We start from the raw sequence: 22,539 nt of genomic DNA, 5'->3' as shown, positions 1-22,539 counted from the left end.
GTACGGTCTCATCGGGGCGTCCCACCGGTGGAGTCCTGCGAAAATCGGAAGCCGGCGGGGCCGGCGGGAGTGAGCGCACCGGCGTCGCGCGCCAGTTGCGCGAGAGCGGAGAACCAGGTCCAGCGCGCGGTCACGGCCTGCGCCCGCGCATCGGCGAGCGCATTCTGCGCCAGCAGCACGTCGAGGATGTTGCCGACCCCCTCGGCGTAGCGCCCGCGCGCCACCTGCTCGGATTGCGTGGCCGTGGCCAGCAGCGCCTGCGACGTGGTCACGCGCAGCGCAGCCGTTCGCAGCGCGTGGTACGCGGTGTAGACCTGCGCCGCCGCCAGGACCCGCGACAACTCGGCGCGCGCGGCGGCGGCGGCGGCGTTCTCGCGTGCAGTGACCACGTCGTACTGTCGGGCGTTGCCGCTGAAGATCGGGATCTGCAGGCCGAGCGTGAGGGCGTAGGTCTGGCCCTCGAGGGTGGCGACGTTGGCGAAGTTGCGGCCCGCCGTGCTGCCCATCGTGAGCGTCGGCCGCAGCGCCGAGCGGGCCACCGTCACCTGCGCCTCACCCTGGCGCACCAGGGCACGCGCGGCCGCGAGGTCGGGACGATCCCGTTCTGCGCGCGCGATGAGCGAGTCCACGCTCTCCGCCAGCGGGCGGATGGGGAGCTCGGTGCTGTCGGCGCGCACCGTGAACGGCCGGTTGGCCTCGATGCCCATCGCCAGCGCGAGGGTGGCGCGGGCGGCCTGCAGTGCGCCGTCGGCACCCTGTGCGGTGAGCTCCGCCTGTGCCAGTGCGGTGCGCGCCTGGAGGACGTCGGCGATGGTCGCCAGGCCCACCTCGTGCCGACGGTCTGCCGCCTCGAGGTTGCGGCGCGCGGTGGTGACCGTGGCCTGTGCGGCCGCCAGCACGCCGGTGGCCGCCTGGTGTGCGAAGTACGCCTGCTGTGTCTGCAGCATGACGGCCTGCAGGTTGGCATTGTGCGCGAAGTCGGCGGCGAAGAGGGCCTCGCGTGCCGCGCGCGAGGTGCCGGTGCGCCCGCCGAAGTCGAAGAGCAGGTATTGCAGCGAGACGGACGGCACGAGCGTGCGGCGATCGGCGGGCAAGCGGGCCGGGTTGGCCGAGATGGCGCGTGCGGGGCCGCCGGTGACGTCAGCCGTGATGGTGGGGAAGAACCGGCCGTTGGCGGAGCCGTATGCGGCCGCGGCGGCCCGGGCCTGCGCCCAGGTGAGCCTGGTCGCGGGGCTGTTGCCGAGGGCCAGGTCCACCGCGTCGGCCAGGGTCAGGTCGCCGGGGCCGGACGGCGTCGATGGTGGCGCACCGTGGGTCGAGAGGGCGACTTCGCCGGCGCTGAGCCGTTCGCCGGCCCGGGGTGCCGGGGCCCACGCACGGGCCGGCGACGGGCTGGTCGCCGCCACGCCGCCGACCGTCGCCGGTGGGGCCGTGGCGCATCCAGAGGCAGCAAGTGCGACGGCAATGAGCACCGTCGCACGGAAAAGAGCGGGAGTCGGGAGGGCGGGACGCCGCATGAATCGTGGTGAAGGGTGTCACGTAGCCGTCACCTGAACTTACCGGCGTGCGTTCCGGCCTCGATGGCTCTCCTCCACCTACGCCCGCGGCGCGGGCAGCGTTGCCGGCCGTGCGTCACTGCGCCGCGCGCACACTCCCGGCCGGCAGGTACCCGGAGCGCCCGTCGTCGAGCTGCACGCGGTAGGTGCCGGCCGCCGCGCCCATGACCCGGAGGCTGTCGGCGGGCCGGAGTGCGCCGGTGGCGGCGGTCCCGCCGCCGGGGGTCAGCGCGAACCGCGACGGCGCGCCGCGGCGCAGCGTCGCCCGTCGTCCGAGCAGGGCCGTATCGGCGGTGACGGCCAGCGCCGCATCGCGCACTTCCCAGACGAACGGGAGCGGGTCGATCGGACCCTCCGGGCGGCGGTAGATGCCGAAGTGCAGGTGCGGCGGGGTGGTTCGCGCGTTCCCGGTGTTGCCCACGAATCCGACGGTGTCGCCGCGGCGCACCCGTTGGCCCGCAACCACGTTGTGCCGGTCGAGATGGGCGTAGTACAGCACCTGGCTCCGGCGTTCGTCAGCCAGCCAGACCACGTTGCCGCCGAGCGGATTCGGGTCGATGCTGCGCACGACGCCGTCCGCGCCCGCCAGCGCCGGCGTGCCGCGCGGCGCAAAGATGTCGATGCCGTGGTGCGCGCGGCGGCCGCCGTCGCGGTCCACCCCGAACAGGCTCTGGATGGCAGCGTTCGAGCGCCCCGAGACGGGAAAGGCCAGCGTCGGCTCCACGCGGAAGGAGAGCTCGAAGCGGCCGCGGCGCAGCAGTTCCGGCTGCAGCCGGAGCGCGAACATGCCGGTGCGCGGCGCCTCGACGTCGAGCGTGAGGGCCGGCGCCGCGCTGTCGGCGGGTGTGGCCGGCCCCGCCGACGCGAGATGGTCGAAGGGGCGGAGCGAGTCCGTGCCGACCTCGAACAGGTCGAGGTAGAGCCGCGACGCCTCTCCCTCCGCCCGCAACTCGACGCGCAGCCGTTCGCCGGCCCGCAGCGGAAAGCTGTAGGCCACCGCACGCGCCTCGTCACGCGAATAGACCCCGATCTCACGCCTCGGCAGCGTGACCTGGTACGGCGAACGCAGCGCACTGTCGCCGGCCGCCAGCCACTCGCGTCCCATCGCAGTGGAGTCCAGTCCCGCGTCGCGCAGCGACCGCGCGTACCGCTCGTGCGCGCTGCGCGGCTCGGACCGCAACCCGCGAAGCGATCCAGCCGGTCCGCACGCGGCGAGACCAGACACGAGCGTGACACCGGCGACGAGCACGGACTGGATGCGCATGGGCTCTCTGGTGCCGGTGTGCTGCGGATGTGCTGCGATGTGCCGCGGACGTGCGGGCGGTGAACCAACTTCTACAGCACGGTGCCGCCCACATGTTCCGCCACCCTCGACAGCGTCTGCCGCGGACGCGAAGTTGGCGCATGCACACGACGGGCCGCCGCGCCCGGCTGCGTGTCCACATCTCGCCCGCTGCCCGTGACCACTCCGTACGTCAGCGCCTATGCCAGGTCCATCAGCGATCCCGAGGGATTCTGGGCCGAGGCCGCATCTGCGCTGCACTGGGACCGCCCCTGGGATCGCGTGCTGGACGACAGCGCCGCCCCGCTGTACCGCTGGTTCCGCGGCGGGGAACTGAACACCTGCTTCAACGCCATCGACCGGCACGTGAACGACGGTCGCGGCGCGCAGGCGGCCGTGATCTGGGACAGCCCCGTCACGCAGCAGCAGCGCACGATCAGCTATCGCGAGCTGCGCGACGAGGTGGCGCGGTTCGCCGGCGTGCTGCAGTCGCTGGGCGTGGCCCGGGGCGACCGGGTGGTGATCTACATGCCGATGGTGCCGGAGACGCTGATCGGCATGTACGCCTGCGCGCGCATCGGGGCGGTGCACTCCGTGGTGTTCGGCGGCTTCGCGCCGCAGGAGCTGGCGGTGCGCATCGATGACGCGCAGCCGAAGGTGGTGCTCACCGCCAGCTGCGGCATCGAGGTGCAGCGCGTCGTGCCGTACAAGCCGCTGCTGGACGAGGCGCTCACCCTCGCCACCCATGTCCCGGCCGCCTGCGTGGTGCTGCAGCGCTCGGTGCACCCGTGCACGCTGACGCCTGGGCGTGACCTGGACTGGCGCGAGGCGGAGGCCGCCGCAGCACCGGTGCCCTGCGTGCCGGTGCAGGCCACCGATCCGCTCTACATCCTGTACACCTCGGGGACGACCGGCAGTCCCAAGGGCGTGGTCCGCGACAACGGCGGTCACGCCGTCGCGCTGCTCTGGTCCATGAAGCACGTGTATGGCGTGGAACCGGGCGAGGTGTTCTGGTCGGCCAGTGACTTCGGCTGGGCGGTGGGCCACTCGTACATCGTGTACGCGCCGCTGCTGGCCGGCTGCACCACGGTGGTGCACGAGGGCAAGCCGGTCGGCACGCCGGATGCCGGCGAGTTCTGGCGTGTGATCGAGGAGCACGACGTGCGGGTGCTGTTCACGGCCCCGACGGCGTTCCGCGCGATCAAACGCGAGGATCCGACCGGGGCGCTGCACGGGAAGTACGATCTCTCGCGCTTCCGCGCCTTGTTCCTCGCTGGCGAACGCCTCGATCCCGACACGTACCACTGGGCCCGGGCCCTGCTCCAGCGCCCGGTGATCGATCACTGGTGGCAGACGGAGACCGGCTGGGCGGTAGCCGCCAACTGCATCGGGCTCGGCATGTTCCCGGTGAAGCCCGGCTCGCCGACCATGCCGGTGCCGGGGTACGTGGTGGAGATCCTCGACGAGGACGGCGCGCAGCTCCCCGCCAACAAGGAGGGCGCGGTCGCGATCCGCCTGCCGCTGCCCCCCGGCACGCTGCCGACGCTGTGGCGCAACGATGCGCGCTACATCGAGACGTACCTGGCGAAGTATCCCGGCTACTACCTCACCGGTGACGGCGGCTACACCGACGAGGACGGCTACCTGTTCATCATGGGGCGGGTGGACGACATCATCATCGTGGCGGGGCACAACCTCTCCACGGGGTCGATGGAGCAGGCGCTGGCCAGCCACCCCGACGTGGCCGAATGTGCGGTGGTGGGGGTGAAGGACCCGCTCAAGACGCAACTGCCGCTGGGCTTCGTGGTGTTGAAGTCGGGGGTGAGCCGCCCGCATGCCGCGATCGTGGACGAGCTGGTGCAGCTGGTGCGCTCGCAGGTGGGGCCGGTGGCGAACTTCCGGCAGGCGCTGGTGGTGTCGCGGCTGCCGAAGACCCGGTCGGGGAAGGTGCTGCGCAAGACGATGCGGGCCATCGCGGATGGCGAGGCGTGGACGATGCCGCCGACGATCGACGACCCCGCGGCGCTGGACGAGATCGCCGCTGCGGTGGCGACCCGGGCGCGGGCGGCCGGCCCGATCTCACCGAGCGGCGGCTGAGTCGCACCGGCCGTTCAAGGGGACGGGGATCTTGAACGGAAAGCGGTTCAAGGGGACGGGGATCTTGAGTTCAAGGGGACGGGGATCTCGAGTTCAAGGGGACGGGGATCTTGAGTTCAACGGGCCGGGGATCTCGCGTTCAAGGGGACGGGGATCTCGAGTTCGAGGGGACGGGGATCTTGAACGCCGTGCAGCCCCTCGCTCCACGATCGCCACCGCATACCGCCGCGATACGCGCTGTATCGGCACGTTACAGCCCGGCCCGGCTCCGGTGGTGAACGGAGTTGTCCAAGTCATTGTCCGGCAAGCACTTGTGTGATCCGTGCCGGTGGGAACCGTTCGTGCTCAGGTGGGGGGCGTGGCGTGCCGACCGGTGCGCCGAACCGATCCCACTCTGGAGTCACCATGAAGCTCTCCGTCCGCGCCGCCCTCGCCCTCCTCGTCCTCGCGAGCACCGCCACCGCCTGCACCGACTCCTCGTCATCGCCGCTCGAGCCGGTCTCGCTGAAGGGCGGATCGGGTGGCGGTGGTGGTGGTGGTGGCGGTGGCGGGAAGGGCGGCGGCACGCCGGCGCCGGTCGTGCCGGTCTATGCGGTGATCGACCGTGTCTCGGCCGCAGCCACCTGCACGGCCGGCTCCAGCATGACGGTGTCACTCCGCAGTGGCCGCGACAACCGGATCGAGGCCGTCATCGTGGGCACGGCAGCCGCGGCGCCGACCGGGCCGGCGGTGTTCCCCAGCCTCTTCCCGCAGACCTCGCTGGGCGGCTACGAGACCTTCCGCATCGCCGACGATGCGCAGGGCGTGACGGCGATGAGCTTCGGCGGGACGCAGGGCCTGAGCACGGTCGGCTACACGATCACGAACCTGGGCCGCGGCGTGCAGCCGGGCACGTACACCTTCACCTTCACGGCGACGAACTACCAGCAGAACGGCGTGATCGACTACATCTACCTGCAGACGCTGCCGCCGCACGAGACCTGCACCGCGACGCTGACGACCACCGCGCGCTGAACCAGGCGACGCGGGACACCTGCGGGGCGTGCGGCTTCGGCCGTACGCCCCGCTGACGTCTCGCCACGCACGGGCCGGCACATCCGCATGCAACTTGCAACGCTGCGCGCCGGGCGTCGCGCGGAACGGGTGCGGCATGACGGCGGTCACGCGGAGGTGGGATGCGGCAGGGATGGCTTGGCCTGATGCTCGGCGCCGTGCTGGCGACGGCTGCACCGGCGCAGACACTCGACGTGAATGACCGGACCTTCCTCGTGTCGGCCGTGGCGGTCATGGGCTACGACATGTTCGCGGCCCGGTGCACGGCGCAAAACGCCTTCACGCCGGCCGAGCAGGAGAAGGTGAGCACGTGGCAACGCGTGAACGAGGTGGCGCTGGTCCGGGCGCGGGTGGCCGAGCTCGAGCGTGACGAGGCGCTGCATGCCCGGTTCGAGCAGTTGCGCGCCGGGTTCGAGAAGCAGTTCGCGAGCTACGAGGATCGCGCAGCCTGCGCCGCCGCGGTCTCGCTGGTTGGGGAGCGGCAGGCCCAGTTCGCGGCGAACTCACCGGAGATGCTGCGCGCGCTGCGGGCTCGCAGCGGAGCCACTGTGGCAGCAGGGGGCCGGAACGCGGGCGCCGGGACGGAATCTCCCCGCAGCACCCCGTCGTCGTCGCCCCCCGCCGCCCCGCCGCGGCCCGCCGACCCCGCCGCGCGCGCCGCGACGTCGGCGCTCGTCCAGCGCATCGAGTCCTTCGGCTTCGACACCCGCCCCGAGATGGGCATGGGCGGCTGGATCGGGATCAAGGTCTATCCCGTGGTGCTGTTCCGCGACGGCACCGCGCTGACCGATGTGGCAGGGCTTGGCTTTCCCGGCGGGATCGACGCGCACCGCCGCGCCGATGCCGGTGACTGGACGCGCTGGCGCCGAGCAGGCGGCGAGGTGCAGTTGCTGAAGGACGGCAAGTGGGACAAGCTCGAGTTCCAGCGCACGTACGGCACCCTGCCGCGTGACTTCCGGCTGAACGGTCGCTTCCGGCGGTCGGCCGGGACCGGCAACATCGCCATCGGCGGCACGGCATCGGTGACGGTGGTGTCGCAATACCTGTTCGCCCCCGACGGGCGCGTGGTGCGGGACGGCAGCACCGGGTCCACCGCCAGCGCCGGTGACATCAGCGTCGCGACCAGCGGCGCATCGCCGGCGCAGCGGGGGCGCTACACGATCGATGGGATCACGCTGAACATCCGCTACGACGACGGCAGCGAGGAACGCCGGATCCTGGTCACCGATCCCACCGACCCGAAGAGCGTGATCTGGCTGGACGGGGACAGCTACGTGCGTCGCTGACCGTGGTGCACGACGGTGCGGCTCAGCCGTCGGTGTTCCGCATTTGGTCGGCGAGCGCCTGCATCCGCTGCTGCAGGAAGGCGCGGAGCGCAGGGTCCATCTCATGATCGTCCAGCGCGCGATTCATGCACCAGAGCCACTCGTCGCGCTCGACCGTGCCGATGGCGAACGGAAAGTGGCGGCGGCGAAGCATGGGGTGGCCGTACTGCTCGACGTAGAGCTGCGGCCCGCCGGTCCAGCCGGTGAGGAAGAGGCGCAGCTTCTCTCGCGAGGCCTTGAGGCTCGTCGCGTGGAGCGCGCGGACGTGCACGGCCTCCGGCGCGCTGTCCATCAGGTCGTAGAACCGGTCCACCAGCGCACGGATGCCGGCTTCTCCGCCCAGGTCCTCGTAGTGCGTTGGTGCAGTGTCCATTCCGGAATGATACGCGGTGAGGTGTGCCCGGCGGCATGCTGCGGGCGCCAGCCGCGACAGCTATTCTGTAGCCGGGAGCGGCGGCGCAGGCGGACTTCTGCGGAGAGCAGCGGACGATGGCGGTGAAGAAGGCAGCGGTGACACGGCGGACGGCGGCGACGGCACCGGCGCGCAAGGGCGCCGCCGGCACGGGCCAGGCGACGAAGGGCTCGGCGAAGCCGCGCGCGGGAGGGAAGGTCGCTCCGGCGAGCGGCGCTGCCGCCCGCCCGAGGGCCGGCGCGGCGTCGCGCCCCGCGGCCGCCTCCGTCGCGAAGAAGGCACCACAATCGGCACCGTACGAGCAGGGGAAGTGGGCGCACGTCTTCGCCCCGCGTGCGCCCGGCGAGACGCGGTACTGGCTGCTCAAGTCGGAGCCGGACGTCTTCTCGTTCAGCGACCTGCAGGCGGCACCGAAGCAGACGACCTGCTGGGACAGCGTGCGGAACACGGGGGCGCGCAACTTCCTCCGCGACGGCATGAAGTGCGGTGACCTGGCCTTCTACTACCACTCCAACGCCGAGCCGTCGGCGATCGTCGGCATCTGCGAGGTGGTGCGCGAGGGGTATCCCGACCACACGGCGCTGGATCCCACGCACCCCTACCACGATGCCGAGTCGGTGGCGGAGACGCCGACCTGGTTCATGGTGGACGTGCGTGCGGTGGAGGCGCTGCCACGCCCGGTCACGCTGCCGGAGATCAAGGCCAGTGAACGGCTGAAGGAGATGGCGCTGATCAAGGTGGGTCGCCTGTCGGTCGTGCCGGTGACGGCGGACGAGTGGGCGATCGTGCTGGAGATGAGCCGCGGCGCCTGAGCGGCACGCGTGCGTGCGCGGCGCGACGCCGGCACACGCACGCCGACGTCTCAGATCTCGCCCTTGCGGGCGAAGTCCGCGATGTGGTCCGCCGCGCGGAACGCCAGTGCCTGGATGGTCATCGTCGGCTGGCCACGGCCGCTGGTGACGAAGCTGCTGCCGTCCACGATGAACAGGTTCCGCACCTCGTGGGCGCGATGGTACCGGTCCACCACCGAGGTCGCGGGATCGTTGCCCATGCGCGCGGTGCCGAGCAGGTGCACCGCGTTGCCCGGCGAATCGGGGATGGGCCCCGAGTGCACCGCCTTCGCGCCGGCGGCCGTGAGCAGGTCACGCCCCAGCGTCCGGAAGTGCGCGAAGAGCCGCATGTCATGCTCGTGCTCGCGGAAGGTGATCCGCATCGCCGGCACGCCCCACGCATCCTTCAGGTCGGGATCGAGTTCCACCCTGTTGGTCGCCTGCGGGAGCTGGGTGGTGTGGCCAAGGCACTCGATCGAGTTGCGGAACCAGGGACGCATCCGCTGCTTGAAGGCGCTGCCCCACATCGGGCCGGTGTCCTCCGGCATGCCGAGCGTCCACATCAGCGCCGGCACCGACATGCGGAAGTCGTAGCCGCCGCCGCCGATCAGGCCGAGCGTCTCGTCCAGCTCATACGGCTCCTGCGTGATCCGCGTCACGACCGGACCCTTGTGCGCGGACACCTCGTGCTCGAACTCGGCGGTGGACGAGACATTCCCGTTCGTCATCAGGTGCCGGCCGACCATGCCGCTGCCGTTGGCCAGCCCGTCCGGGAAGCGGTTCGAGATGGAGTTGAGCAGCAGGCGCGGTGTCTCGGCGCCGTTCGCACAGAGCACCACGGCCTTCGCCTGCTGGACGATCTCGCGCCGGTCCTTGTCGAAGTAGACGACACCGGTGACGCGTCCGGCGTCGTCGGTGTCGATCTTCCGCACGTAGCTGTGCGGTCGCAGTTCACACCGGCCGGTGGCCAGCGCCTCCGGCACCATGGTCCAGTTGGCTCCCGACTTGGCGCCCCACTCGCAGGGAAAGCCCAGGCAGAAGCCGCAGTTGTGACAGGGCTGGCGACCCTTGTACTCGCGCGAGAGGATGGCCATCGGTGCGGCCTTCGACGCCCAGCCGAGCTTCTTCGCGCCGACCTCCAGCAGCACGCCGGGGCCGGTGGCGTTCAGCGGCGGCAACGGGAACGGCTTCGAGCGCATCGGCTCGCGCGGGTCGTCGCCGACCTCACCCGACACGCCGACGGCATATTCCACCGCCGTGTAGTACGGCTCGAGTTCCTCGTACGTGATCGGCCAGTCATCCAGCGCGGCGCCGGGCACCCCGCCGCGCGCCGACCGCTCGCGGAAGTCGATGGGGCGGAAGCGCCAGAAGTTGCCCGTGAAGTGCAGCGTGGTGCCGCCCACGGCGCGCGCGTAGGCCGCGAAGTTGTGGAGCTTCGCCGTGTCGGCGGCCGACTTGCGATACGTCTGCGGCGAGACGGCGGGATCGTTCGTCCAGCGCGGCCACGCGAACGCCCCGAGTTCGTCGTGCTCCATGTCCTCCACACCCACCGAGCGTCCCTGCTCGAGCAGCACGACGGCATACCCGCTGCGCGTGAGCTCGCGGGCCACCGACCCACCGGCGATGCCGGAGCCGATGACGACGAAGTCCACCGCGTCGGTGGTCGGGTAGGACGGCTGCCGCACCTGTGGCGCCGCGGCGGCGCCTGGCATCGACATCGGCGCCTGCATTCAGAGCACCCGGCCGAGCAGTGCCTGCTGGTTTTCGGGGCGGTCATACCAGCCGAACGGTGCGCTGTGCTGCATGGCACGTTCCTGCCCGATGAAGTCCCACCCGACGTAGTCACGGTTCCCACCGTACTTCGGCAGCGAGAGGAAGCCTGCGAGTGTCGCGAAGCGGATCGCCTGGAAGAACGGTGTCTTCTCGATGCCGCGGAGCATGGCATCCTGCTGCGCGGCGGTGAGCGACGCGAAGGTTGCGGTGCTGCCGTGCTGCCTGGCGACAGCCTCACCCAGCGCCGCGAGCCCCTCGGCAAAGAGCGGCGCCTGCTGCTTCGCGAAGCCCTTCAGTGACTGGTCGATGAAGCTCACCACGCCGGCCTCGCGTGCGCCAGGCGTGTCGTCGGTGGGCAGGATGCGCGCGGTGATGGCATCGACCTGCGCGGCTTGCGCGGCGGTGAGATGCACCAGCGGGGCGGAAGCCGGCGTTCCGTCGCTGCGCGCGCAGGCGGTTCCGGCGGCCAGCCAGGCGGCGCCGAGTGCCGCGAGTCCAACGAACTCGCGCCGCGAGACCGGCGGCGGAGCCTGCTCCCAGTCGTTCATGTCCATCCCCGCGGTGAAGGGAGCACGCCACTCGCGATAGGCTACTTTTTCAACGTAGCCATCTCCGCAAGTGCAGGCGACGGGAGGCGCACTGCGGATTGTCATGGCAGCTTTCTTGGCATCACGATCCGCTGTCGGGCCCGCTCAGGTGCCTGCTCCGCCGTCCGCACATCACCTTGCCACCCGGTGCCCTTCATGCGCGTCAGAATCCGCTGCGCCGCCGCATTGCTCGCCCTCGTCACTGCCACCGCAGCGCACGCGCAGACCCGTGCCGACATGATGCGACTCGCGCCGGCGGCGCGACGCATCACCGCGGCGGCCCTCGCGGATTCGGTGCCGTACAAGCGGCTGGGTGCGCTGGTGGATGGATTCGGGCACCGGCTCAGCGGCTCCGCCGCACTCGAGCGCGCGATCGACTGGATCCTGGCCGAGATGCAGCGCGATGGCCTGGAAAACGTGCGGGGCGAGCCGGTGATGGTGCCGCACTGGGTGCGTGGCAACGAGTCCGCGTCGTTGGTGACGCCACGCGAGGTGCCGCTGCACATGCTGGGACTCGGCGGCAGTGTGGGCACCGGGCCGGACGGCGTGACCGCCCAGGTGCTGGTGGTGCACTCGTTCGACGAGCTCGAACGCCGCAAGGCGGAGGCGGCCGGGAAGATCGTGCTGTTCAACGTGCCGTTCCCGGCCGACTCGGCGCCGTTCGCAGGCTACGGCGTGGCGGTGCAGTATCGCGGGTCCGGGGCAACGGCGGCAGCGAAGGCCGGCGCGGTCGCGTCGCTGATCCGTTCGGTGGCGACCTTCTCGATGCAGACACCGCACACCGGCGGCATGCGCTATGACGCCACCACGAAGCGCATCCCGGCGGCAGCGCTCAGCGTGGAGGATGCCGAGATGTTGGACCGCATGCAGGCGCGCGGGGAGACGGTGACGGTGAAGCTGGTGATGCAGGCCGAGATGCTGCCGGATGCGCCGTCTCGCAACGTGGTAGCGGAGCTGCGTGGGCGGGAGCGTCCCGAGGAGGTGGTGGTGATCGGCGGCCACATCGATTCGTGGGACGTGGGGCAGGGGGCGATGGACGATGGCGCCGGGTGCGTGGCGGCCTGGGAGGCGGTGAAGCTGCTGAAGCGGCTCGGCCTGCAGCCGCGCCGCACGATCCGCGTGGTGCTCTGGACGAACGAGGAGAACGGCGGGCGCGGTGGTGCCGGCTACCGCGACGCCCATCGGAGCGAGCTGGCGCAGCACTTCGCTGCCATCGAGACCGACAACGGCATCTTCGCGCCGAAGGGATTCCGCTTCCAGGGCACGGCGGCTGCGGCGCGACGTGCCGCGCTGCTCGCGCCGCTGACGCGGATCGCGGGTGCCCCGACGGTGGCGCCGGGCGAGGGTGAGGCCGACGTGGGGCCGATCCTCGAACTCGGCGTGCCCGGCTTCGCGCTCGACGTCGATGCCTCGCGGTACTTCTGGTACCACCACACCGCCGCCGACATGCTCGCGGCGGTGAACGAGGCCGACCTCCGTCGCAGCATCGCGGCGATGGCGGTGCTGGCCTATGCGCTGGGCGAGATGCCGGGGACACTGCGGTAGCGACGGGTCTTCCCCGCGGAACCAGGGAGCGTCCGACCGCCTATGTACACGGCCTGTCTCTATTGCTCGCACGCCCTCGGCACGAACGCCGTGATCGAGGAGTTCCCGATCGGGCGCCGGCTGGCGTTCGACGGGGCGAAGGGGCGCCTGTGGGTGGTGTGTCCGTCGTGCCAGCGCTGGTGCCTGGTGCCGATCGAGGAGCGATGGGAGGCGATCGAGCGGTGCGAACGCACCTTTCGTGATGCACGCCTGCGCGCCTCGACCGATGAGATCGGGCTGGTGCGAGTGCGGGAGGGCCTGGAGCTGGTGCGAATCGGCGCGCCGCTGCTGCCGGAGCTGTCGGCGTGGCGCTACGGTCGCGAGTACTCCGCGCGACGAAGGAAGGCGATCGCGGTGGGGCTCACGGCGGCGGGCGTCGCGGCGGCGGGTGGGGCGCTGGCCGTCGGCACCGGTGTGGCCGGGGCGTGGTTCGGGCTGCTCGCGATGGGCGTGACGCCGGTGATCCATGTCACCGCCCTGGGGGGATTCGCGCTGTACTCCGCGATCGACAGCGCGCGGGCAGTGGAACTCACGCATCGGGGCAAGAGGCTGGTGGTCTACGCGGCCGACCTCCGACAGACGCACCTGGTTGCGGGTACGGATGGTGCCGGCTGGGGCCTGTACCTCAGGCACTCGTACGGTCACCTCGAGCTGTCGGGCGACGACGCCGCGCGCATGACGGCGCGGCTGCTGGCGCGCGCGAACGGTGCCGGTGCAGCTGGTCACATGGTGTCCAGTGCCGTGCGCCGCCTCGTGGAGTCGCCGTCGCTGGCAGCGTTCCTCGCGGAACACGCCGCGTACTCCACCACGCTCGCCGCCGACTTCGCCGAGCGGAAGCGCGAGTGGAACCGTGCGATGGATCGCAACGCGTTCACGGCCGGGAAGTTCGACGAGACCGCGAACCCGGCGGGCCTCTCGCGCCTGGCGCCCCCGCTGCGGCTGGCGCTGGAGATGGCGTTGCACGACGCGAGCGAACGGGTGGCGCTGTCCGGCGAGCTGGCACCGTTGCTGACGGCGTGGCGCGAGGCGGAGGAGATCGCGGGGATCGCGGACACGCTGCTCGTGCCGCCGGCAGTGGCGGCTTCGCTCGAGCGGTTGCAGCGACGGCGCACCGGCGATCCGTCGCGCTAGGTCCGGCCGCGTGCCTCCGTCGTCGCCACGTTCCGGTGGCGTCGCACCGCAGTCTCGCGCAGCATGGCCCGGAAGGCGTGAGCCGTCTCCACCGCCGCCACACGCGCGGCAGGCGCGATCGTGGTCAGGTGCATGAAGGCATGCGGGAGCCCGCGCGCGCGTCGCGTGCGAACGTCCACGCCTGCGGCGCAGAGCCGCTCGGTGAACGCCACCGCCTCGTCACGCAGCGGATCGAACTCCGCCGTGGCGACGAGCGTGGGGGGGAGCAGGTGGAGGTCGGGATCCCGGACCGGACTGGCACGCGGGTCGAGCCAGCGTGTGGTGTCGCCCGCGACATAGATGGTCGCGAACGCATCCATGTCGGCCGCCGTGAGGAGGAACCCCTCGCCGAAGGTGTGTCGCGACGGGAGGTCTGCCGTGAAGTCGGTGGCCGGATAGACCAGCAACATCGCCGCCGGCGTGCGCTGTTCGCGTGCGAGCGCGAGCGAGGCTCCGATGGCGAGGTTGCCGCCACCGCTGTCACCGCCGATGCACACGCTCCCCGGGTCGGCGCCGAGGCTCGCCGCGTGGTCCTGCGCCCAGCGCATCGCGGCGCAGGCGTCGGCGAGCGGCGCCGGGAAGGGGTGCTCGGGCGCGAGGCGGAACGCGATGTTGAGCACCTGGATGCCGGCTTCAGTGCAGAGGATGCGGCACGGTTCGTCGTGCGTGTCGAGGTCGCCCAGCACGAAACCGCCGCCGTGCAGGAAGAGCAGCAACGGCACGGGTGTGTCGGTGTCGACCAGCGGCGGCAGGTACAGCCGTGCGTCGAGCATCCCGTCGCCGCCGGGCACCTGGAGGTTCCGCACGGAGCGCACGCGGGTGGGGCGCGCGCCGGAACTCTCGGCAATCGCCTGGATCTCGCGGCGATAGCGGCGGCGTGCCGCCTCCGGCGTCGGTTCCACCAGCAGTTGTGGCGGGCGCCGGCGGCGCGCGGCGAGCAGGAACTGCACGTGCGGGTCGAGCGTGGATCCCTCCACCACCGCCGGCGCCTCACCGATCAGGCGCAACAGCCAGCTCCCGGGCAAGCCGGCGAGCAGGCGCGCGAGGCGGCCCTCCACGCGTTCGCGGGTGGTCAGCGACTCCGGCCAGAGCACCTCACCGGTCATGGCATCACGACGCCGCGGCGCGGTCCACGAGCAGCCCGGCGCGTCGGCACTCGTGGATCACGGTGGCCGGCCAGCCGGGCTCGTACGTGGAGGTGGCGCGCATCCACTGCACGGTCTCCTGCTTCCCCTTGCCCCATGCCACCATCACCGCCTCCCGTGCGTCGGCGATGGTGGCGATGCCGACCGTGACGCCATATCGCGGCACGTCTGCGAGCGTGCCGAGCGCGGGGAAGGTCAGCAGGTTGTCGCGGCGGGTCTCCTCCGAGAGTTCGACCACGCGGGAGCGGCTGTCGCGCGCGCTGCCGGGCGGATTGAAGGCGACATGGCCGTCGCTCGCCCCCGACGCGAGGAGGAAGAAGTCGATGCCGCCGGCTGCCTCGATCTGCGCGTCGTAGTCGGCGGGGTCGCGCGGATCGGGGTACCACACCGAGGCCTCGCGCAGGTGCGCGCCGGCGCCCGGCAGCGCGGCGTTGAGCTGGTCCACGATCTCGGTGCGGGTGAACTCGTGGCAGGATGGCGCACCCGGCTCGAGGGCGTAGGCGTAGCCACCGTCCTCCTCCACCAGGTACTCGTCCATCATGACGAGGGTGACGTGTGCGAGCGACTGCGGCGTGCGCGCGAGCTGTGCCGCCATGGCCGCGTACACGGGCCGCGGTGTGCGCCCGGTGGGCAGGCCGAGGAGGTAGCGGCGTCCCTCGCGGGCCGCCTCGGCGATGCCGGCCAGGATGCGCCCCGCCACCAGCGTGCCGATCTGCTGTGGCGTGTCGAGGACGCGAAACGGGGTCTCGCTCACCCGCGCGTGAGCGCGGCCTGCGCGAGCTGCGGGTTCTTCCAGAGGTCGATCGGCTTGGTGATGCCCATGGGCCGGAACGGCAGCTCGACCTTCCGGCCGAGCCCGGCCGAGGCATAGGCGGCGTAGAGCACCTCCTGCACCACGCGGCCCGTCTCGCCGTCAGCGATGGGCGTCTCCGTGCCGCGCACGCAGCGCGCGAAGTGCCGCATCTCCTGCGGGAAGCCGTAGTTCCAGTGCTCCTCGAACACCGGCCAGGTCCAGCCGGTGGTGGCACCGGCCTTCTCCACGGAGTAGCCGAAGCCGGTCTCGGAGTACGTCGGCATCGCATTGCCCATCAGCAGGTCGGCGTAGCACTGGCCCTTCTCGCCGTAGATCTCGATGGTGTCGTCCATGCCACCGGGCTTGCTCCACGAGTTCTCGACCACCCCGGTGGCGCCGCCCTCGAACTCGATGATGCAGAGCGCCTCGTCCTCGCCCTGCGTGCGGTGGCCGTTCACCTGCGTGCTGAGGTGCGCGTAGACGCTCTTCACCTTCGGCTTGCCGAGGAACCACCAGCAGAAGGCGATGCCGTGGCAGCCCAGGTCCATCAGCGCGCCGCCGCCGGACTGGTTCACGTCCCAGAACCAGTCGCTGTGCGGGCCGTTGTGCTTCTCGCCCTGCTTCACGAGGTGCACGCGTCCGAACGCCCCCTCGTCGGCCATCTGCTTCGCCTTCACGTACTTCGGCGTGAAGAACAGCTCCTCGGCGTACATCAGCAGCACGCCGGCCTGCTGGCAGGCGGCGAGCATGGCGTCGGCCTCCTCGAGCGTGACGCAGAGCGGCTTCTCGCAGACGACATGCTTGCCGGCGGCCGCCGCGGCAATGGTCATCCCGGCATGGAGGCGGTTGGGCGCGGTGATCGACACCATCTCGATGGCCGGGTCGCGCAGCATCTCGCGGTAGTCGGTGTAGTGCCCCGCGATGCCGTGCCGCTCGGCGAACGCCTTCGCATTCCCCGGCGTCGGCGACGCCACCGCCACGACCTCGGCCTCCTCGGGCATCATCTTCACCGAGTGGGCGATGCAATCGGCCTGGAAGCGAGAGCCGATGATGCCGATCTTCACCTTGGACACGTGCTCATCTCCATTCTACCGTGTAGTCGTTCGTGCCGTCGTTTCCGTGGAAGCTTTTCAACTGCTTTGACGCAAAGGCGCAAAGGAACGCGAAGGACGCAAAGGGTTCGAAGCGCGAGGCTGCGTCCGTGGTCGTGCGCAGCAAAGATATTGAAGGGAACAACGACAGCGGTGCCGCGCGCGCAGTTCCCAAGGAAATCGATGGTCGTCCGGCGCAGGGTGTAGCAGCAGGCGCAGAGCTCCTTGCGTCCTTTGCGTCCTTTGCGCCTTTGCGTCAAAGCTGTTCAGCGATGCCAGCATTGCAGAGATGCTCAGGCCCACGCCGGCTGTCCGGGAGCGAGCGTGACACAGCCCTTGAAGCCACCGGGCTCCATGACGTAGCGGAGGGCCTTGGTGGTGCCGGTCTCGCTCGCGAAGTAGGCGCGTTGCGCCAGGTCTCGCAGGGCATGGAACCAGTGCGTCTTGCCTGCGCGCTCCGCCTCGCCGTGGACCTCCGTCAGCAGTCGTTCGCGGTCGGGCCGCGCCATCGTCTCGAAGGTGTACGCGCGGGTGCGCAGGGCGACGATGCCCTCCATGACCGCCTTGTGCGACGCGGCGTCGTAGCACTCGCTCAGCAGCATGTTCATGATCGGGCCGCAGCCCGCCGTGCGGGCGCCGGGCGAGGCGGGCGTGTCGGGGAGGAGCGTGTCGGCAAAGGCGACCAGCAGGTCCTCGTCGGCGCCCGCCAGCGAGCAGCAGCCGCTGATGACCACCTTGCTGCTGTCCGGCGTCGCGGCGGGCTGGCGCGGGCCGCAGCCGGGGAGCGCGCCGAGCACCACCACACCGCCGAGCAGGGTGCCGGCGGCCTTCACGGCCTCCCGTCGGTTCATGGCAGCCATGCGCGTGACCTCACCTCAGAGTGCCTGTTTCGCCAGCTCGTCCACGGCATGGTTCACCGCGCGGGCGGTGAGCGCCATGTAGAGGATCGACGGACTCTGGTTGCCGGTGCTGGTCATGCACGCTCCATCGGTCACGAACACGTTCGGTGCGGCGTGCAGCTGGTTGAAGCCGTTGAGCATCGACGTCTTCGGGTCGCGGCCCATGCGGCAGCCCCCCATTTCATGAATGTCGAGGCCCGGCGCCTGGTGGTTGTCCCGCGTCTCGACCTTCACGCAGCCGGCCACCTTCAGCATCTCCTCGGCCTGCGTCCGCCAGTCGCGGATCATCTTCTCGTCGTTGTCGTCATAGCCCACCGACGTCACCAGGCGCGGGATGCCCCACTGGTCCCTGAGCGTGGGGTGCAGGCGCACATGGTTGGCGTGCTTGGGGATGGTCTCGCCCTGCATGTACATGTAGAGGCCCCACGGTCCCGGGCGCGCCTGCGCATCCTTGTATTCGCCGCCCGCCGCGGCGCCGGTCCACTGGCCGCGGGTGCGATAGCCGCCGGTGAATGTCGTGTAGCCGCCAACGAAGTCGGTGTCCTGCTTCCCCAGGTTGCGGAAGTTCACCAGGATGCACTCGGTCGGGTTGCGACCGGTGACGTACTGGTCCTCGTATCCCGGCAGCTCGCCGTTGGCCGATGCGCGGTAGTTGTGGTGCGCGACGTAGTGGCCAAGGATGCCGTGGTCGTTGCCCAGGCCATTCGGGAAGCGCTTCGACGTGGAGTTCAGCAGGATCAGGTTCGAGTTCAGCGCCGAGGCGTTGACGAAGATGATCCGCGCGAAGTACTCGGTGACGGCGTGTGTGTTCGCGTCGATCACCCGCACGCCGGTGACCTTGCCCTTCGCATCGTCGTGGATGATGGACTCGACCACCGAGTCGGGGCGCAGCGTGAGGTTGCCGGTGTTCTTCGCCCAGGGCAGCGTGCTGGCGTTGCTGCTGAAGTACGCGCCGTAGGGGCAGCCCCGCATGCAGAGGTTGCGGGCCTGGCAGGTGCCGCGCCCCTGCTTCAGGTGCAGCGCGGTGGGCTTCGAGAGGTGGGCCCAGCGCCCCTGCACCACGTGACGGTTGCCGTAGTGCTTCAGCAGCGCATCCTTGAGGTGCTGCTCGGCACAGTTGAAGTCGAACGGCGGCAGGTACTCGCCATCGGGCATCGCCTCGAGGCCGTCGCGCGTGCCGCAGACGCCGATGAACCGCTCGACGTGGCTGTACCAGGGGGCGACGTCGTCATAGCCGATGGGCCAGTTCATGCCGTAGCCCAGCTTTTCCGGCGATACGAACTCGTGCTGGCTCCAGCGCTGACACGCACGCCCCCAGAGGATCGACTTGCCGCCGACCTGGTAGCCGCGGATCCAGTCGAAGGGCTTCTCCTGCTCGTACGGGTGATCGGCGTCCTTCACGAAGAAGTGCGCCGTGTCCTCGCCGTAGCCGGCGGCCTTCGAGATCAGTGGGTTGGGGTCGAGCAGCGAGCGCGGTGTGGCGCCCTTGTGCGGGAGCTCCCACGGCTTGAGGTGCGCGGTGGTGTAGTCCTTGACGTGCTCCACGTGGCGGCCGCGTTCGAGCACCAGCGTCTTGAGTCCCCTCTCGCAGAGTTCCTTCGCGGCCCAGCCGCCCGAGATGCCGGAACCGATGACGATGGCATCGTATGTCGGGGAACCCTGGGACATGGTGGCGGGCACGGGAGCGCGGGGGAGGGTGTGCGGCGTGACGGGAACTTGTCACGGAGTCGCGACGAAGCACAGCACCCGCGGCATATGGTCGAGGCAGTTGGCCGAAACGCAGACCGCCAACCGGACCTCGAGGTCCGGTTGGCGGTGGAGACCGCAGGAGCGGTGCTGCCGATCAGGGCTTTCGGCGCGGCGGTGCCGGCGGGGCGACGATCGTCATTTCCGGCTCGTCCGAACGGGCGCTTTCGCTCGGGCCCGAGGTGCCGCGGCGGCGGGCTGCCGGTGCGCCACCCGACCGCTCGAGGCGGATCGTGTAGCTGCCGGTCTTGCCGGCGCCGATCGTGTTGGCACGGATCAGGTACTCGCCGGCGGCCTCGAAGGTGTGCTGGATCCGGGAGTGGTTGCCACCGGCACCGTCGTCGTCGTGGGCCGTCTCGGACCACTCGCCGTCGGTCATCTGGCCGAGCACGAGGTAGCTGTCCACGGCGCTGGAGCGCATGGTGATCGTGACCGTCTCGCCGGCGCGGGCCGTGATGCGGTACAGGTCGAAGAACGAGCCGTCGTCCGCCTCCTCGTCGGTCTCGGTGAGCTCACCGGTCACCGGCGCACCGGCGGTGATGGCCACCGGGGTCGAGGGGCGCACCACGCGCTCCGTCACGACCAGCGTGTAGGCACCGAGGGCGCCGGCATCCAGCCCCTGGGCGCGGATGATGTACGTGCCATCCTCGGGCACGGTGTAGCGCAGGCGGGCATCCTTGTCGCCGCCGCCGTCATCGTCGGTCTCGGTGATGTTGAGGGAGTCACCCTGCATCTGGCCGATGCCCACCACGGCGTCGAACTCGGTGGACTTCATGTTGATCACGAGGCGCTGCCCCTTGCGGGCGGTGATCCGGTAGAGGTCGAAGTATGCGCCCTTGTCGTCCACCGACGGGTCGGTCTCGGTGAGGTCGCCGCGGTAGGTCTCGGCCAGCGCGACGTTCCGCGGCGGCGTGTTGATCACGGCCGGCAGCGTGTCCATGCGGACGGTGAAGTTGCCGACGCCCTCGACCTTCAGCGACTGCGCCACGAGGTAGTAGGTGCCGGGATCCTTCGGGGTCCAGCGCAGGCGGGCGTTCGAGTTGCCGGCGCCGTCGTCATCGCTCGCGAGGTAGTCGGTGAGGCCGTTGACCTGCCGGGCCACCGAGAGGTACGAGTCGAAGTCGTCGGCGCGCATCACGATCGTGTAGCGCTGGCCGGGCTTCACGTCGATGCGGAAGACCTTGAACCGGCCGCGCTCATTGATCGTGGGGTCGGTGCGGGCGAGCGTGCCGTCCTGCGTGCGCCCGAGCGTGAGCGGCGGGGCGTCGATGCCCTGAGCGGAGACCGGGGCGGCGGCCAGCGCCACGCTGCCGGCGATCAGGAGAGTGCGGAGGGTCTGTGGATGTGCCATGGCTTGGTAGGGGGAGATTGGACCGTCTGATCGTATCGGATCGTGCGCCGGGCGACAACGGCCGGGAGAAGCGGCAGTCCCGGGAGTTGACACACCCCGATTGCGCCGTTGTCCCTCCCAGGCAGGTTTCCCGCCATGCGATCCGCCCTCGTCATCCGATTCCTGCTCGCCGCCAGCTGCCTGGCGTCGTCCGTCGCTGTCGCGCAACCTCCGGCCAGCCGCACCGGGGCCAGTCGCCGCGGGATCGACGTGATGCAATACGTATTCCGCGTGGAATTCCCGCGTACGGGGTTCCCCGACACGGTGCGCTTCAGTGCCGCCACCACCGCGCGGCGTGCCCCGGGCATCGATGCACTCTGGCTCGATCTCGCAGCCGCGATGCAGGTGGATTCGGTGCACCTCGGTGTGGCACGGGTGCCCTTCACCCGTTCAGGTGACAGCGTGCGCGTGGCACTGCCCGGCGCCGGTGGTGACACCATCTCGGTGACCGTGCACTATCGCGGCACGCCCACCGACGGCCTGATCATCCGTCGCGATCCCGCCCTCGGCTGGACCGCCTTCGGCGACAACTTCCCGGACCGGGCGCGCCAGTGGCTGGCGGTGGTGGATCACCCCTCGGACAAGGCGCTGGTGGCGTGGGACGTCGTCGCGCCGGCCACGCATCGCGTGATCGCCAACGGGGCGCTGCTCGAGGAAACACCGCTCGCCGCGGCGGACGGTGGCGTGCGCATGGTACGCACGCGCTGGCGCACCGAACGTCCGATCTACACCGCCGTGATGGTCATCGGCGTGGCCCCCTTCGCCGTGCTGGAGCTGGGCCCCACGGCCTGCGGCCTGGCGGAGCTGCCGGGGTGCGTGGCCCAGTCGGTGTGGACCACGCCGGCGCAGCGCAGCACGGTGCCCGGCAGCTTCGAACGCGCCGGCGAGATCGTGGCGCTGTTCGCGCGGCTGGCGGGGCCGTTCCCGTACGAGAAGCTCGCGCACGTGTCCTCGTCCACGCGGTACGGTGGCATGGAGAACGCGGGCGCCATCTTCTATGCCTCGCCGCTCTTCCGGCCAGGAAGCCCCGGTGAGTCGCTCATCGCCCACGAGACGGCGCACCAGTGGTTCGGCGATGCCGTCACGGAGCGCGAGTGGCCCGACGTCTGGCTGTCGGAGGGCTTCGCGACGTACTTCGCCGCGCTCTGGACCGAACATGCGCACGGGCAGGCAGACTTCCGTTCCGAGCTCGCGCGCATGCGGGAGCAGGTGCTGCGGGCGCCGGTCACCGCCAGCACGCCGGTGATCAACGAGGAACTGAGTGACCTGCGGAACGTGCTGAACTCGAACGTCTACCAGAAGGCCGGCTTCGTGCTGCACATGCTGCGGCGCGAGATCGGTGACTCGTCGTTCTTCCGGGCCATCCGTGCGCACTACGTGGCGCACCGGCACGCCAACAGCAGCACGGCCGAGCTGCAGGCGGCGTTCGAGGCAGAGGCGGGACGCCCGCTCGACTGGTTCTTCACGCAATGGCTGCGTCGACCCGGGTTCGCGGAGGTCACACCGGGATGGTCGTGGGATGCGGCGCGCCGCACGGTGGTGGTGACGGTCGCGCAGGGAACGCGGTTCGCGCCGTACCGGCTCTCGCTCTCGGTGGACGTGACGGACGCGGATGGCCAGGTGCGGCGCGTGCGGCTGGCCGTGCCGGCGCAGGCCACTGCCACGCTCGACGTGCCGGGCCCGTTCAGCGCGCCGCCGCGGCGCGTCGAGTTCGATCCTGACGTGTCGATCCTGGGCGTCGTGAGCGCGCCACCGGCGCGGCCTGCCACGCCCGGCCGCGGTCGCCGGTGACCGCGGTGATGACAC

At 70.7% G+C, this 22,539-nt stretch carries 18 protein-coding genes; 7 read left to right on the top strand and 11 right to left on the bottom strand.

Translation table 11 applies throughout. The annotated features are described in order from the left end of the window. Positions 1 to 8: 8 nt before the first annotated feature. Both IT355_14305 and IT355_14300 read right to left on the bottom strand, forming a co-directional pair. A complete protein-coding gene (locus IT355_14305; GenBank protein ID MCC7054437.1) occupies positions 9 to 1,406 on the bottom strand; it encodes a TolC family protein in 1,398 nt (465 codons plus the stop codon). Positions 1,407 to 1,632: 226 nt separating this feature from the next. Next, positions 1,633 to 2,820, bottom strand: coding sequence for a M23 family metallopeptidase (locus tag IT355_14300; GenBank protein MCC7054436.1), 1,188 nt, complete (start codon positions 2,818 to 2,820; stop codon positions 1,633 to 1,635). A 189-nt stretch (positions 2,821 to 3,009) separates the two neighbouring features. Here IT355_14300 and IT355_14295 point away from each other — a divergent pair, with 189 nt between their 5' ends. The 3 genes from IT355_14295 (at position 3,010) to IT355_14285 (ending at position 7,274) form a co-directional block, all read left to right on the top strand. Further along, positions 3,010 to 4,935, top strand: a complete 1,926-nt coding sequence (locus tag IT355_14295) for a propionyl-CoA synthetase (GenBank protein MCC7054435.1) — start codon at positions 3,010 to 3,012, stop codon at positions 4,933 to 4,935. 405 nt (positions 4,936 to 5,340) lie between these two features. Next, positions 5,341 to 5,949: a hypothetical protein gene (locus IT355_14290; GenBank protein MCC7054434.1), complete on the top strand. Its 609-nt coding sequence runs from the start codon at positions 5,341 to 5,343 to the stop codon at positions 5,947 to 5,949. A gap of 161 nt (positions 5,950 to 6,110) precedes the next feature. Next, positions 6,111 to 7,274, top strand: coding sequence for a hypothetical protein (locus IT355_14285; protein MCC7054433.1), 1,164 nt, complete (start codon positions 6,111 to 6,113; stop codon positions 7,272 to 7,274). Between the two features lie 22 nt (positions 7,275 to 7,296). Here the strand turns inward: IT355_14285 and IT355_14280 are convergent, their stop codons facing one another. Then, positions 7,297 to 7,686: a group II truncated hemoglobin gene (locus IT355_14280; GenBank protein ID MCC7054432.1), complete on the bottom strand. Its 390-nt coding sequence runs from the start codon at positions 7,684 to 7,686 to the stop codon at positions 7,297 to 7,299. Positions 7,687 to 7,802: 116 nt separating this feature from the next. On the opposite strand from IT355_14280, the gene IT355_14275 reads away from it, so the two are divergent. Beyond that, positions 7,803 to 8,537, top strand: coding sequence for an EVE domain-containing protein (locus tag IT355_14275; protein MCC7054431.1), 735 nt, complete (start codon positions 7,803 to 7,805; stop codon positions 8,535 to 8,537). Positions 8,538 to 8,587: 50 nt separating this feature from the next. Here IT355_14275 and IT355_14270 read toward each other — a convergent pair whose 3' ends face one another. Together IT355_14270 and IT355_14265 are read right to left on the bottom strand one after the other, a co-directional pair. Beyond that, positions 8,588 to 10,285 (bottom strand): GMC family oxidoreductase, encoded by a 1,698-nt coding sequence (locus IT355_14270; GenBank protein ID MCC7054430.1) that lies wholly within the window; start codon positions 10,283 to 10,285, stop codon positions 8,588 to 8,590. After that, entirely contained in the window at positions 10,286 to 10,882 is a 597-nt protein-coding gene (locus tag IT355_14265) for a gluconate 2-dehydrogenase subunit 3 family protein (GenBank protein MCC7054429.1), read from the bottom strand. It lies immediately after the preceding gene. Between the two features lie 189 nt (positions 10,883 to 11,071). On the opposite strand from IT355_14265, the gene IT355_14260 reads away from it, so the two are divergent. After that, on the top strand, positions 11,072 to 12,460 hold the full coding sequence (locus tag IT355_14260; GenBank protein MCC7054428.1) for a M20/M25/M40 family metallo-hydrolase: 1,389 nt from the start codon (positions 11,072 to 11,074) through the stop codon (positions 12,458 to 12,460). 42 nt (positions 12,461 to 12,502) lie between these two features. After that, the gene (locus IT355_14255; GenBank protein MCC7054427.1) at positions 12,503 to 13,630 is read left to right on the top strand and encodes a hypothetical protein; all 1,128 of its coding nucleotides are present in this window, start codon (positions 12,503 to 12,505) and stop codon (positions 13,628 to 13,630) included. On the opposite strand, the gene IT355_14250 is transcribed toward IT355_14255, so the two are convergent. The 6 genes from IT355_14250 to IT355_14225 form a co-directional block, all read right to left on the bottom strand. Continuing rightward, complete coding sequence (locus IT355_14250) at positions 13,627 to 14,775, bottom strand: alpha/beta hydrolase (protein ID MCC7054426.1); 1,149 nt, start codon at positions 14,773 to 14,775, stop codon at positions 13,627 to 13,629. The genes IT355_14255 and IT355_14250 overlap by 4 nt on opposite strands. A 4-nt stretch (positions 14,776 to 14,779) precedes the next feature. Then, positions 14,780 to 15,568: a 6-phosphogluconolactonase gene (locus IT355_14245; GenBank protein MCC7054425.1), complete on the bottom strand. Its 789-nt coding sequence runs from the start codon at positions 15,566 to 15,568 to the stop codon at positions 14,780 to 14,782. Next, positions 15,565 to 16,680 (bottom strand): Gfo/Idh/MocA family oxidoreductase, encoded by a 1,116-nt coding sequence (locus IT355_14240; protein MCC7054424.1) that lies wholly within the window; start codon positions 16,678 to 16,680, stop codon positions 15,565 to 15,567. The genes IT355_14245 and IT355_14240 overlap by 4 nt, the downstream gene beginning before the upstream one ends. 311 nt (positions 16,681 to 16,991) lie before the next feature. Further along, positions 16,992 to 17,558: a gluconate 2-dehydrogenase subunit 3 family protein gene (locus IT355_14235; GenBank protein MCC7054423.1), complete on the bottom strand. Its 567-nt coding sequence runs from the start codon at positions 17,556 to 17,558 to the stop codon at positions 16,992 to 16,994. Between the two features lie 15 nt (positions 17,559 to 17,573). Beyond that, on the bottom strand, positions 17,574 to 19,265 hold the full coding sequence (locus IT355_14230; protein ID MCC7054422.1) for a GMC family oxidoreductase: 1,692 nt from the start codon (positions 19,263 to 19,265) through the stop codon (positions 17,574 to 17,576). 175 nt (positions 19,266 to 19,440) lie between these two features. Beyond that, entirely contained in the window at positions 19,441 to 20,694 is a 1,254-nt protein-coding gene (locus IT355_14225) for a PPC domain-containing protein (protein ID MCC7054421.1), read from the bottom strand. A 135-nt stretch (positions 20,695 to 20,829) separates the two neighbouring features. Here IT355_14225 and IT355_14220 point away from each other — a divergent pair, with 135 nt between their 5' ends. Continuing rightward, positions 20,830 to 22,524, top strand: a complete 1,695-nt coding sequence (locus tag IT355_14220; protein MCC7054420.1) for a M1 family metallopeptidase — start codon at positions 20,830 to 20,832, stop codon at positions 22,522 to 22,524. Positions 22,525 to 22,539 lie beyond the last annotated feature (15 nt).

It is taken from the genome of Gemmatimonadaceae bacterium, from assembly GCA_020851035.1.
Classification (GTDB): domain Bacteria; phylum Gemmatimonadota; class Gemmatimonadetes; order Gemmatimonadales; family Gemmatimonadaceae; genus JACMLX01.
Note: the sequence above shows the minus strand (reverse complement) of the source record. Positions and strands in the feature narration are given on the sequence as shown.

Bases quoted from the DNA above. Each gene is read 5' to 3' on its own strand.
- IT355_14300 (MCC7054436.1), bottom strand. From the start codon at position 2,820: ATGCGCATCCAGTCCGTGCTCGTCGCCGGTGTCACGCTCGTGTCTGGT.
- IT355_14290 (MCC7054434.1), top strand. From the start codon at position 5,341: ATGAAGCTCTCCGTCCGCGCCGCCCTCGCCCTCCTCGTCCTCGCGAGC.
- IT355_14285 (MCC7054433.1), top strand. From the start codon at position 6,111: ATGCGGCAGGGATGGCTTGGCCTGATGCTCGGCGCCGTGCTGGCGACG.
- IT355_14280 (MCC7054432.1), bottom strand. From the start codon at position 7,686: ATGGACACTGCACCAACGCACTACGAGGACCTGGGCGGAGAAGCCGGC.
- IT355_14275 (MCC7054431.1), top strand. From the start codon at position 7,803: ATGGCGGTGAAGAAGGCAGCGGTGACACGGCGGACGGCGGCGACGGCA.
- IT355_14270 (MCC7054430.1), bottom strand. From the start codon at position 10,285: ATGCAGGCGCCGATGTCGATGCCAGGCGCCGCCGCGGCGCCACAGGTG.
- IT355_14265 (MCC7054429.1), bottom strand. From the start codon at position 10,882: ATGGACATGAACGACTGGGAGCAGGCTCCGCCGCCGGTCTCGCGGCGC.
- IT355_14260 (MCC7054428.1), top strand. From the start codon at position 11,072: ATGCGCGTCAGAATCCGCTGCGCCGCCGCATTGCTCGCCCTCGTCACT.
- IT355_14255 (MCC7054427.1), top strand. From the start codon at position 12,503: ATGTACACGGCCTGTCTCTATTGCTCGCACGCCCTCGGCACGAACGCC.
- IT355_14250 (MCC7054426.1), bottom strand. From the start codon at position 14,775: ATGACCGGTGAGGTGCTCTGGCCGGAGTCGCTGACCACCCGCGAACGC.
- IT355_14235 (MCC7054423.1), bottom strand. From the start codon at position 17,558: ATGGCTGCCATGAACCGACGGGAGGCCGTGAAGGCCGCCGGCACCCTG.
- IT355_14230 (MCC7054422.1), bottom strand. From the start codon at position 19,265: ATGTCCCAGGGTTCCCCGACATACGATGCCATCGTCATCGGTTCCGGC.
- IT355_14225 (MCC7054421.1), bottom strand. From the start codon at position 20,694: ATGGCACATCCACAGACCCTCCGCACTCTCCTGATCGCCGGCAGCGTG.
- IT355_14220 (MCC7054420.1), top strand. From the start codon at position 20,830: ATGCGATCCGCCCTCGTCATCCGATTCCTGCTCGCCGCCAGCTGCCTG.